The following is an 11,586-nucleotide window of genomic DNA, read 5'->3' as shown; positions in this document are numbered from 1 at the left end:
CATGATGCAGACGACTGTAGAGGGTTACCTTACGGAAGGCTGTGGCCGGTGCCCGTTGGGCGGCACCCCCGGCTGCAAAGTGCATGCCTGGAGCACTGAACTGCACGCGCTCCGGGGCATCTTGTCCAAAAGCGGCTTAATTGAAACGGCAAAGTGGGGCGTGCCCTGCTACACCCTCAATGGCAAAAACGTGCTCTTGCTCAGTGCTTTCAAAAACCACTGCGCGATCAGCTTCTTCAAAGGGGCGCTGCTCAAAGATGATGCAGGGCTCCTTTCCACCCCTGGCCCTAACTCCCAAGCCTCCCGCTTGCTGAAGTTTACCAGCCCGGATGCTGTTGAGGCACTAAGGGAAGCCACCCTTGATTTCATTCAGCAGGCTATTGCAATCGAAAATGCAGGCCTGCAAATTGAGTTCCAAAAAAGCCCGGAGCCCTGGCCGGAAGAGTTGCAGGAATGGCTGGAGCAGGACCCTGTCCTCAAAGACGCCTTTGAAGCGCTCACCCCAGGCAGGCAAAGAGGGTATGTCCTTTATTTTTCCGCCCCCAAGCAGTCCAAAACCCGGATTTCCCGTATCGAAAAGTGCGTGGACAAAATCATGAACGGGGAAGGGCTGCATGATGCCTACCAAAAGAAGGGGAAAGCGTAATGCTTTATGTGATCATTTATTGGCCTCACTAACAACAGATCGGTACCGCATACCTGATGCGATACCGATCTGAGGAGTAGGAAACGGTGACGGGGTTTCGCCCTTTGGATTGATTTCCTAACACCGTCTTAAAGATTAACAGGAACGAGCGGCGGCATCTGACAGGGCACACTTACCCGGACTTGCCAAAGCCAACCTGTAGGCCCGGCCCCAATTAACCAATATACTTGAAGTTGTACTGGTAGATGCTAACGACAAGTATGACAAACAGCAGGAAGAAAATAAAGGCACCGAGTATCATGTATCCTTTTTTTCCTGAATTTCTTATTTCATCACCCATGATGGCTATTTTTTATGTTAATGGTTATTCTTGCCTGCAAAGATGGACAAAAATCTAAAAATGGCAAAGTTCTGTTGAGCTCCTTGATAAGCTTTGACAGGAACTAGTGCCTCAAGTCATAGAGCTCTTATACTTAAATTGAAGTTCTTTTTCGACTAATCAAGGCGAAGGTTCGCGGCTTTAGCCCGAGCTAAAGGAGCGGTTCTTAAACGAAGAGCAGGCGGAAAAGAACGAAACTTGGGGTGTCAAGGATTTATGGCTTAAGGCACTCGGGGCTGACCTTCCAAACGTAAGAAGCCGACTTGTTGCATCTGATTGCGACAAGTCGGCTTCCCATTGTAGGCCAGTCTTAATCTGGTCCTAGTAGAAGCGAGAACGGTTGTCCTCAATATCCGCGTTTTTCTTCATGGCCTGAATCAGGCGGGCAGGTACTTGCTGTTGTACCGGAGAAGACATGGTGCGGCGCAGCTCAGGGATATTGTTGGGCTGTCCTGCAGCAGGCTTGCTGAGGACTTTCACCACGAACACACCTGTTTTGCCTTCGATTGGTGCAGATACGCTGCCCTGCTCCATGGTGTACGCTTTGCCAATTACCTTAGGCTCGAAGCCCAGGCTGGGTACGAAAGTCGCATTGAAAGCTACATTCTGAGCCGTATCTACCTGTGTGCCAAATTGCTGAGCAATGGAAGGCAGATCAGTACCGCTGATCTTTCCGGCCAGCATTTCTGCTTTCTTCTTGTTGATGACTTGCTGTTCGATCTGGCTCTTGATATTCGCTACTGAAGGCAGACCAGCAGCCTGACGGGCACGAAGGCCGACCACTACGTACTTATTGGTGTAGTAGTCTACCGGATCCTGATAGCCATAGAGCTCAGGGGAAACTTCGCCCACACTTGCGTTGAAAGCCCAGCGAACGATGTCGCGGCTCGCCTGTCCGCCGCCCAGCTCACCGATGGAGAAGGCATTGCGCGTCAGGCCAGTGGAAGTCTTCATATCCAGGCCACGGGCAGCAGCATTTTCACGCAGTGTTTCCAGGTCGCGGTTCTCACCGATAAAGGCGAGGACATCCGCTTCGATATTTTCCTGTGTTTCTTCCAGTGGAACAATAGCCTCTTCCAGGTAGGCTACCTTCACACGGGGTGTAGTGGAAGCGCTGCGGCTCAGTACTTCAACCAGGTGCCAGCCATAAGAAGTCCGTACTTTGTACAGCTTGCCAATATCACCAGTGATGAAGAGGACTTCGTTGAATTCAGGTACAAACTGACCAGGGGTTACCCCCTCGTACTTACCACCATCGGAAGCACTGCCCGGATCCTGGCTGAACTTAATCGCCAGAGAGTCGAAGCTTGCCTGATTGGTCTCCAACAGATTTTGCAGGCTATCGATGGTTTTCTCAGCCGATACAAATTGCTCGGGTGCCTGTGCCTGAATCAGGATGTGGCGGGTATCCGCAGAGTCGGCGATCATACGGCGCTCCACCAGCTTCACGGCACGGTACTTACCCTGATCGATGTAAGGGCCGTAAACGCTGCCTTCCGGCATATTCATTACCGTATCCTTGATTGATGCGCTAATGGCATCCTCTGTGAGGAAAGTGCTCGGCGGCACGCCATAATTGCGCTCCGTGAAGGCGGTATCGTCTTCGGTTGTTTCAAACTCGGGAAGCAGTTCCGCCAGTCGGTTGCGCAGTGCTGCGGAGTCTTCAACCGTTGGCTTTACTTCAAAGACCACGTACTCCAGGATACGCGTCTCTTCGTCATTCTTATACTGCTCCGCATTTTCCTTCAGGTAGGCCTCGTAGTCCGCATCCGAAAGCGTCACTTCGGCATTGTCCACCTCATCAAAAGGCACCTTTACATAAGCGAGGCTGATGGGTGCATTTTGCTCGGCATGGCCCATTTCTGCCATCCAGGTTGGGGTATAGATAGCCTTGGATACCAGGGTATTGATTTTGCTCTGCAGGCGCTCCTTGATGATTTCGTTCTCCTGGTGTGCCCAGTAAGACATCAGCCGGGGGTCCTCCGCAATAGAGCCGTCCTCGATAGCAGTCTTAATCTGATTCAGCTGCTGAAAATCCACCTGGCCCGTTTGTGGGTTGCGGAAACGCTGCTGAATGACCGGGCTTGGGTTGGTGCCAAACTGAAGGTCCAGCAATTCGGTTTTGCTCACACCGAGGCCAAGGGCTTCGGCTTCTTCCTTCACCAGTGCTTCTTCTACGAAGTAGTTCCACAGCTGGCTGCGGCGGCTGTACAGGTCACCACCAGAGTTGCCGTACAAGACCTGCTCTGTGCGGTAAAACTGATTCCAGTCCAGCTTTTTACCCTCAATATCGCCCACAATAGTCTGGGAGCTGCCAAATACACTTTGCTGACCGGAAGTCATGTCCATTACAATGAAGCCGATCAGACCCAGTGCGATCAGTACGACCAGCAGCCAGGAATTCTTTCTAATTTTACTTATCAAAGCCATCTTAAGACCGATGTTTTTTGAAAATCAATGTTTCAATTCTGCTCATCCACAGGCGTTCTCTGTTTAGAAGCGGCTTGTGAATGCTCCACTTTACGCTAAAGAGACGCAAAGATAAGGTACCTTCGCGAAAATCCATGCAAATGTAGTTGGTTTAACGGCTAAATACAAACTTTAGGGAAAGTAGTAGCTACTGAACTGAAAATCGGAGACGGATGGGCAGCAGGCATATGCGGAGCGTTGTTAAAATGCAATAGGTTTTTGGGCGCTGCTGATTGCGAAAACAGGAGCAGATCACACAAAAGGTTGAGGCTTAGGTTGAGGTTGAGCGCCTTTGCTTTGGCTTCCTGCCGGGAATAGCGAGCTATTCATCCCACTCCGGCAGCCCCAGCCTGTTCTCAACCTCAACCTCACTAAAGAAAGCGGCACACCTTACAAATCATTTAGCCGCTTCTGCACGGACTTAATCACGTCCTCCTGAGCTTTGATGCGCGCGGCCATTTCCTCCTGCGCTTTGAGGTTGTCTTCGATGTCCTGCTCAGCTTTGGCGATGGTTTCTTTGGCGCGTTGTATTTCCCGCTCGTAGCGCTCTTTGTCTGTTGCTAGGCGCTCCAGGTCGCGGTTGAGGTCTTTGAGCATATCCTCCTGTTCTTCCAGTTCGATTTTGACTTTAGCCCGGGCGACTTCCAGTCCAAACCGGACCAGCATCTTCTCTGCTTCGGTGTAGCGCTCGCGGTGCTGACGGGAATTCAGATAAGCCCCTCCGAGGTCGATCCACACATATATAAAGGTATTATCGCCCTTTTGCTCCGTTTTGGCGATGACATCCACCGTGTTGCCCATGCCCAGGGCGGCGATGTCGGCATCATCAGAAAGCCATTCCTTGTCTTTGCGTTGCCATTTGGGCTTTTCGCGGTAGAAGTCCTTCATATAGTCCTTCCAAAGGTCAGAGACCAGCCCGGCATCAACGGCAGGGACCTCGAGGACCAGGGCATTTTGCACGCCAGCACTCATGCCCACGCTGCGCTCCACCACTTGCGCCTGCGTATAAGGCACCGCAAAAATGGTGAACAGGAAAATCCAGATAAAACGAATCATTATGGTAAGGTTTTGGTGTTAGGACGGGTTCTTGCTGATAAGTCACTTTACGCCGGCACCACTATCCGCAGGGCTTTCGGCACAATCTGGAAGTGAGCGGGCGTCTCGCCCAGGAATTCCCCGTCAGCTTCCAGTAAAGTGGGCGGCGATCCGGGCGTAGCTTTCACATCGGCCTCCTCCGCAAAGAAAGTAGTGACTTTGGGGTGCGACCCGATGGTCCCATTGTAAAACCGGTAGGTATTCATCAGCACGCCCAACCGGCTGATCTGCCCGGCCAGGGTGACCGCAAAAGCCCCTTTATCCGGCTTCGCGTGAGGCACGAGCTGCATGCCGCCCCCGGAGTACTTCCCGATCCCGAAATTAATGGTGTAGAAGAAGTCCTGATAGGACTGCCCGTTGGCTTCCACCACCGCTTCCTGCAGGTAGTACTCAAACAGGCACTTGGTCACAAGGGAAAGATAAAACAACTTGCCGCCTTCTCCCGGCTTGCGCTGCATAGAGCGCTGCACCAGATAGCCATCATAAGCCAGCCCGGCTACATTGACGAAGTAACGGGAAGCCGGCTTGTCATGGCTTTGATAGTTGATCAGGCCCACATCTTGCAGTGTGGTATGCCCTTTGGCGATCATAGCCAGGGCATCATCCGGTTTGGTGGGTATGCCGTGGGTACGCGCCCAGTCATTACCGGTACCTGCGGGCAGTAAGGCATGGTAGATTTCCAATGGGGGCACCTCTGTTTGGGTGAGAATGCCGTTGGCTACTTCATGATTGGTCCCATCGCCCCCTACCGTAAGGATACGGCGGTAGCCCTGGGCGACCGCCCGTTTGGCCAGCTCAGTGGCGTGCCCGTTTTCAGTGGTCACCGCCCAGTCACTAACCGGCAGGTAGCTGGCAATCTTCTGCTGTAAATCGGTCCAGTTGTTGCCCGCCTTGCCCTGTCCGGAAACGGGGTTAGCGATGACATACCACTGTTGGTGCATAAAATGAGCGTTGGTTCTGTGGTTGAAGATAGGGAAATTGTGGTAAACTGGAGGATGAAATCGGAGTGGCGATGATGCCTGCTTGCGCTTAGCCCTGTAAATCATCAGGCTAACCCTCTGTTGATATGAACCCAAAAAAGGTCGTGCCCCGGCAGCGTATTCGGGCACAACCTTTGGGCGTTTCTTCATTTACTTATCCCCGGGCATTTACTAATCTATTTTTACCGGTGCCCATTTTTAGGAAGAAACGGCTTACTGAGGGATATAATATTTTTCATTTCTTTTGACAGCTTAAAGGTAGGAGTCGGCTGCCGGTGATTTCTGCCAGTTTTGCTGAGGATTTACGGAAGCTATTGGCCAGCGTATTTCAGGTATTGCTCCGTTCAAAAGCACGGGGCTGCCAATGATGATTGGACAGCCCCGATAAGGTTTGCTATTGAATGCGGCTATGCATTGAGACTGTTATGATTTATGGATCTGCAATCGATTGATTACTTTATCTATTCGCCTTTTGTTTTCCTGTTGTAACAAGGAAGGGTATAAATTCATAAAAACATTTGCCATCATTATTACCAGCCCGGATAAAAAACCATGTACTATACTCCAGTATATCGCGAATACGAGCACAAACAGGAACCCAATTAGATGACCTATTTCGGCAATTGTCATTTGCCTTCGGATCTCCGTTAAATCCGTATTTCTACTTCTTATTTTAATACCCGGATTGAAGTATTTGAAAAATGTATTTTCCACAATCCACTTAAAATACCTGAGCCCCAGGTATTTATTGATGGTTTTGCTCTCAATAAAATTCATATATGATAGCCTTTCGTAGTACCTGGTCATCATGAGAATTGTATTGAGTACTATTCCGATTATCCAGGAAAAAAAGGAGACTGATATTCCGAATATGATATAGTTTATCATAAGCTTTTTGATTTTGCTGGCCCTTGTGCTTAGATACCCTTCGCCTGTACAAATCACGTAAGATCAGTCGTATGACAGTCGTTCGATTTGCAACTTGTTAGCAAAGCATTCAAATTATTTAATCTTGTATTTAACCGATGGTAAGCGGATCCGGTTCTGGATATTCTCTATACAATTAAATTGGAAACGTACATAATCCCTGTGAAGCCTCTCACCCTGGATAAAAGTCTTCTCTACCCATCAAACCTCCATGGCCTACCTAAAAACATAAAGAGGCTGTCTCGTTACTTTTGAGACAGCCTCATCAGGATTGGCTATTGAATGCGGCTATGCATTGAATGAATTGGAGTCAAAGGGCAAGGTAGGGCCAGGGCTCCCCGGAACTGAACCTGATGGACTAGGAAAGCAGCGTATGACTGGTACTTTAAACATATCTATAAAATTAACCCTGCCACCACCAGCGACAACCTCCAGTTGTTCCTCCGTCAGTTCTACATCGTCCATATCCACCTGCACTGGCAGGTTGAAATAAAAGGCTCTGGGGTCAGTTTGGTCTACAACTACCATACGGTCTTTGCCCTCCGGCAGTTTGACCTGCTGCCCCGTCAGCGACCTGATCGCTTCTTCCGGGTTTTCAATAAGGGCGGCTTTAAAAGCGGGGTTGTTCCACGCTTCAGTTACGACTTTTTCAGTTACGCTTTTTTGTGAATTGACACTCATAATAGACAATTTTTCTATTTATTGATTTAAAAAATGTACAGACTCGACTGATATGGATTCATTTAAGCTCCGACCTTTTCAATATGCCGAAAGCTAAAGCGTTAATTCCTAATATGAAGGTAAGCCTGAGCTGACTTAGAGAATTGCCAAAAAGACTGAATACAACACTGGAGCTTCCTCGAAAACTAAATAGGTAGCTTAATTTACAAGGCCCTTAAATTAGCTATCGTGAGCAGAAGAAATTTCAACAGAAGTGACCCTGTAAGCCCTTAAGGAAGTGAATACTATGGCTGAGATTGTTAAGAAATATAAGACCTACTTTACCTCACGGAGGAGGAGGAAGGCTACGCAGCCAGCCTTAACCAGAACGGGCTTAGCAATTGTGCGCCCTGATTTTATTGAGAACAGCAGTTATTGGTTTGAATATACAAAAGGAATGGTAAAGTCAATCTGCTGGAAATCATCCAGGTTTTCGTTGAAACCAAGTCGGTTCAAAGTCAGGTAATTGGTGCCATTTACCGCAAAGGTATCGATGGGGAAGTTACAGAGGATGCCCTTTTCGCCTAGGTTAGGATGAACGAAAAAGTTAAAGTCTACTGATTCTCGGGGAATAGGACGGCCATTCACTTCAAAGGTGATCGCTTCCCGTAAAAGTGTAAGGATTTTGGATAGATTCGCTTGGTATTCGGTCTGTTTCTCTTCATAAAAACGTATTCTGAGCAGCTCTGCAGCTTTGGCATCTTTCTCTCTGAGCGAATAGTACTTCCGCTGAAGCTCATCCAAGCTGTCAGCGTACATTTTGTCGTAATTGGATTTGTTGAAAAACAGCGTTCGGATACCCCGTTTCTCAAACGCCATGATGGTGCTATCCAGCTGGAAAAGCACCTGTTCCAGGTTTTCATCGTACTTAGCGAACACCTGTAGTTGCGAATCCTCAATCCGGTAATTGGGGATGCTCAAAGCACGAATTGGCGTATACTCCTTTTGGGCTTTACGCAATTGTCGCAGGTCATCGTAAAAGACATAATTAAAGGATGCCCCAGCGTTTTCTTTTAGCTTGATCGATTGGTATAGCCCCTGGCTGTCGTCGTTGTCGAGCCGGGGAAATACTTCGTAGTTAGTAAACTGCAGACTCGAAAGTAGCGATAGAATTAGCAGCAGCGGAAAGGTAAGTAAGACAAACCGGCGCGTCCCCTTTTGGTCGATAAAATTAAACAGCAGGGGGCGCCACAAAAACGACAAGGTAAGCACCCCCACCAAGATGTACAGGGTCAGATAAGCCCGCGCAAACCATTTGGCTTTTACTTTTTTCAGAAGACCAAGGGTGATAAAATCAAAACCTACGATACCGCCAATAGCCAGGAGTGTAAAAAACAAGGGCATATACCAAGAGTAGGGTATTCGATCGGCAAAGGTATTTTGCAGCACCTGCAAGAGGACAGACGAACCCGTAATCCAGATAATTACCGAAACAGAAATAAAGAAAAGCAGGAAAGTAAAGGCGAACATTAAGCTGGCTATATTTTCCAGCTTGAGGATAAAGTCGTCGAATTCGCCTACCGTCTTCTGAATATATTTACTGAACGGATCGCTATAATTTAGACTGCCGTAGTCGATATCGCCGGAGACAAACCTTAGCCCAATGGCCCCGATCCACAGCCCTCGCAGAAACACGTGCACAATGAGGGAAATAATAAAAATGCTTGAACCGGTGATGAGCATCGCCAATAGAATGCTGACGAGCCGGTAGTAAATATCATCGCCGGTATTGTTGGCATTGACGTAGTAGTATTGGAACTGTAGGAACTCGTTGAACTGAAACAGCCCGAAAATAGCAAAGCCAGACACCAGGAGTTCCAGGTTCCAGCTGTTTTCCTGTAGCTTGTTGAGCCACTCTTTGAATACCTGTTGTTTATCGTCCATCGGCTAACGGTAGATTAACTTTTAGACAACAATGCGCTAGTGATGGTTCATTACGTTTGTTTCCGGTGATTTTGATTTATCCACCATTTTATGCCCTGATAAGCTAGTACACTGTGTATTAAGTAGAGTATGACAATGGACACAAAATAGTCGAGGCCCCAATAGTGTTTTACGGGTATGATTAGGGCTAGACAAACAACTAGCAGGAGGATAGTCTGCTTTTTATTCATGGAATAGCTTTTTTAAGTAAGTTTTAGTGTGCTTGAATCTTACTCGTTTTGCTTTATCCGTCTTGTTTTTTGGCGTAATTATACAACAATGAAGCCAAGCCTACAACAACTAGTCCATAGAAAAGATAACTTCTATCTGCTTCGGGAGTATCCTCGATGGTGATAAACTGGTAGACCATATAACACAAGCCAAGTGCTATAAATATCACTGCCACAATCTTTAGAATCGATTTATTAATCATGATAAAACCTGTTTAAATCACACAATACTTATCTCGATAATATTACGCATTTGCTATAAGTCAATAGTCCGTGGGGAAAATGACGCATAGCCATAAAAAAAGGGGAAAGTTGTAATTTGGGAGTTCCTACACACTCAAACCAACTTTGCCCCTATGAGCGTCAAAGCACTCACGGAACAAATATTACGAAAAATTTCTACAAATAACCGTTGGCAATACCGATTTATGCTGCACTTGTTTCCATTATGGCTAGCCGTGCGAGGCCGGTACAACTTCACCAACCTTTCGCGCTGGAGCGAATACGGGGAAGATACCTACCGTCAGAACTTCGCCCGCCCCTTTAGCTGGCTGGAGTTCAATGCTGAGCTGGCTTCGCAACAGCTTGGGCAGCACTTGGCTATTGCTTTTGACCCTTGCTTTGTACCAAAGAGCGGCAAGCATACAGCGGGTATAGGCTACTTCTACTCTGGCTGCGCCGGCCGCGAGCTGCGCGGCCTGGAGTTTTCGGGTATAGCTGCTGTAGATCTGGCGGACAAAGCAGCCCTCCATCTCGAAGCCGTCCAGACAGTAGGCCTGAAAGAGGGGGAATCGCAGCTTGCTTTCTATGCCCGTATCCTTTGTGAGCGCAAAGAAGCCCTGCTGAGGCTTTCCAAGTATGTCACTGCGGATGCCTATTTCGCCAGGGAGCCTTTCGTGGATACGCTGCTTGGCGAAGGGTTTCAACTGATCACCCGCCCGCGCAAGGATGCAAGGCTGCGCTACCTTTATAATGGGCCAAGGCTGAAAAGAAGAAGGGGGCGCCCTAAAACATATGACGGCCGGATCAATCCTTATGCCCTGCGCGAAGACCATTTCACGCCATGCGCACAAGCAGAAGACGGTTCGTGGGCTGCTTACCAGTCCACTGTAAATGTACAGTCTTGGAAGCGCAACGCTAAAGTTGTCATCGTACATCACTTGGACGATCAGGGGCAAGTAAAATCCGCGAAGATTTATGCCTGCACCGATATGGGCATGGATGGCGCAGAGGTACTGCACGCTTACCAGTGCCGCTTTCAGATTGAGTTCCTGTACAGGGATGGCAAGCAACATGCAGGGCTGGCCCACTGCCAGGCACGCAGTCCGCAAAAGCTGCACTTCCATCTCAACACGGCCCTCACAGCCGTATCGCTTGCTAAAGCAGCATACTGCCTCAGCGCCCCGCCGCAGGAACGCAAAGCGTTTTCTATGGCAGACGTTAAAACCCAGTATGCCAACGATTTATTGCTGGACCGATTTATTGCCACGTTCGGCATCGGCGCACAGCTTTCAAAAATTAATTCCATCCGCGAGCGCTTCAGGGCTATAGGCAAAATTGCCGCCTGATTTGCCACGGACTATTACCGAAAGAAACACAGCAACAATGGAAATTTCCATCATTACTGTGTAAGATCACTCTTATTAAATTATTCAAAATAATAAACAGTGATTCGGATTTAATCGTTCTAAAGTGGATCTATCCAAGCTAGTACACCAAAGGTTAAAGCAACTACAGGCCAGACAATACCACCAGAGACCATTTCTAATTGTTCATCACTAAGTTCAAGATCATCTAAATTTACTCTGGGTGGGATGTTGATAAAAATTATATTTGGATCTGTTTGGTCACTAACAACAATTTTCTTCATGTCAGGACTGAGTTTTTGACCCTTAAAATCTTCTAGAGTCTCAACCGGAGATGCTATCAAGCGATTTTTGAAATCCTCATTATTCCAACATTCATTGAATAATTGATTGACAAATTGTTGTGTCTTTTCTTGTTCCTTTGATACTAGCATTTTGCGAAAATTTTATGAATTTAAAATAGATTTGAATTTTGATTTTAAAATGAGCCTCACACAGTTAAGCCCATTTTAAAATAATAATTTGCTTACAAGTAGGGTGTGTATAACAAATTGCACAGCTATGCCGCTGCGACAAGTTGCTGGATCGTACTCCACGCTCCACTTTTACGATAGCACCGCAAATCAGCGAT

At 47.8% G+C, this 11,586-nt stretch carries 9 protein-coding genes; 2 read left to right on the top strand and 7 right to left on the bottom strand.

Annotated elements, in window-relative coordinates; translation table 11 throughout:
• Position 1: 1 nt before the first annotated feature.
• Positions 2-646, top strand: coding sequence for a YdeI/OmpD-associated family protein (locus MRY86_RS21305; protein WP_293568290.1), 645 nt, complete (start codon positions 2-4; stop codon positions 644-646).
• 700 nt (positions 647-1,346) lie between these two features.
• Here MRY86_RS21305 and MRY86_RS21300 read toward each other — a convergent pair.
• From MRY86_RS21300 to MRY86_RS21275, 6 genes are all read right to left on the bottom strand, one after another.
• Complete coding sequence (locus MRY86_RS21300; protein WP_293568288.1) at positions 1,347-3,455, bottom strand: peptidylprolyl isomerase; 2,109 nt, start codon at positions 3,453-3,455, stop codon at positions 1,347-1,349.
• 429 nt (positions 3,456-3,884) lie between these two features.
• The gene (locus tag MRY86_RS21295) at positions 3,885-4,550 is read right to left on the bottom strand and encodes a hypothetical protein (RefSeq protein WP_293568724.1); all 666 of its coding nucleotides are present in this window, start codon (positions 4,548-4,550) and stop codon (positions 3,885-3,887) included.
• A 47-nt stretch (positions 4,551-4,597) separates the two neighbouring features.
• A complete protein-coding gene (locus MRY86_RS21290; RefSeq protein WP_293568726.1) occupies positions 4,598-5,530 on the bottom strand; it encodes a diacylglycerol kinase family protein in 933 nt (310 codons plus the stop codon).
• A gap of 462 nt (positions 5,531-5,992) precedes the next feature.
• Complete coding sequence (locus MRY86_RS21285) at positions 5,993-6,376, bottom strand: hypothetical protein (RefSeq protein ID WP_293568736.1); 384 nt, start codon at positions 6,374-6,376, stop codon at positions 5,993-5,995.
• A gap of 408 nt (positions 6,377-6,784) precedes the next feature.
• Positions 6,785-7,177 (bottom strand): NHLP leader peptide family RiPP precursor, encoded by a 393-nt coding sequence (locus MRY86_RS21280; protein ID WP_293568728.1) that lies wholly within the window; start codon positions 7,175-7,177, stop codon positions 6,785-6,787.
• Positions 7,178-7,588: 411 nt separating this feature from the next.
• Positions 7,589-9,100: a hypothetical protein gene (locus MRY86_RS21275; RefSeq protein ID WP_293568730.1), complete on the bottom strand. Its 1,512-nt coding sequence runs from the start codon at positions 9,098-9,100 to the stop codon at positions 7,589-7,591.
• 697 nt (positions 9,101-9,797) lie between these two features.
• Here MRY86_RS21275 and MRY86_RS21270 point away from each other — a divergent pair.
• Positions 9,798-10,937, top strand: coding sequence for a transposase (locus MRY86_RS21270; RefSeq protein WP_293568732.1), 1,140 nt, complete (start codon positions 9,798-9,800; stop codon positions 10,935-10,937).
• Positions 10,938-11,056: 119 nt separating this feature from the next.
• Here MRY86_RS21270 and MRY86_RS21265 read toward each other — a convergent pair whose 3' ends face one another.
• Entirely contained in the window at positions 11,057-11,389 is a 333-nt protein-coding gene (locus MRY86_RS21265) for a TOMM propeptide domain-containing protein (RefSeq protein ID WP_293568734.1), read from the bottom strand.
• Positions 11,390-11,586: the final 197 nt, after the last annotated feature.

The organism is Phaeodactylibacter sp. (assembly GCF_022763345.1).
Lineage (GTDB): Bacteria > Bacteroidota > Bacteroidia > Chitinophagales > Saprospiraceae > Phaeodactylibacter.
The sequence above is the reverse complement of the archived record's forward strand: the minus strand, read 5'-3'. Positions and strand labels throughout refer to the sequence as shown.

Bases quoted from the DNA above. Each gene is read 5' to 3' on its own strand.
- MRY86_RS21270 (WP_293568732.1), top strand. From the start codon at position 9,798: ATGCTGCACTTGTTTCCATTATGGCTAGCCGTGCGAGGCCGGTACAAC.
- MRY86_RS21290 (WP_293568726.1), bottom strand. From the start codon at position 5,530: ATGCACCAACAGTGGTATGTCATCGCTAACCCCGTTTCCGGACAGGGC.
- MRY86_RS21305 (WP_293568290.1), top strand. From the start codon at position 2: ATGATGCAGACGACTGTAGAGGGTTACCTTACGGAAGGCTGTGGCCGG.
- MRY86_RS21275 (WP_293568730.1), bottom strand. From the start codon at position 9,100: ATGGACGATAAACAACAGGTATTCAAAGAGTGGCTCAACAAGCTACAG.
- MRY86_RS21285 (WP_293568736.1), bottom strand. From the start codon at position 6,376: ATGACCAGGTACTACGAAAGGCTATCATATATGAATTTTATTGAGAGC.
- MRY86_RS21295 (WP_293568724.1), bottom strand. From the start codon at position 4,550: ATGATTCGTTTTATCTGGATTTTCCTGTTCACCATTTTTGCGGTGCCT.
- MRY86_RS21280 (WP_293568728.1), bottom strand. From the start codon at position 7,177: ATGAGTGTCAATTCACAAAAAAGCGTAACTGAAAAAGTCGTAACTGAA.
- MRY86_RS21265 (WP_293568734.1), bottom strand. From the start codon at position 11,389: ATGCTAGTATCAAAGGAACAAGAAAAGACACAACAATTTGTCAATCAA.
- MRY86_RS21300 (WP_293568288.1), bottom strand. From the start codon at position 3,455: ATGGCTTTGATAAGTAAAATTAGAAAGAATTCCTGGCTGCTGGTCGTA.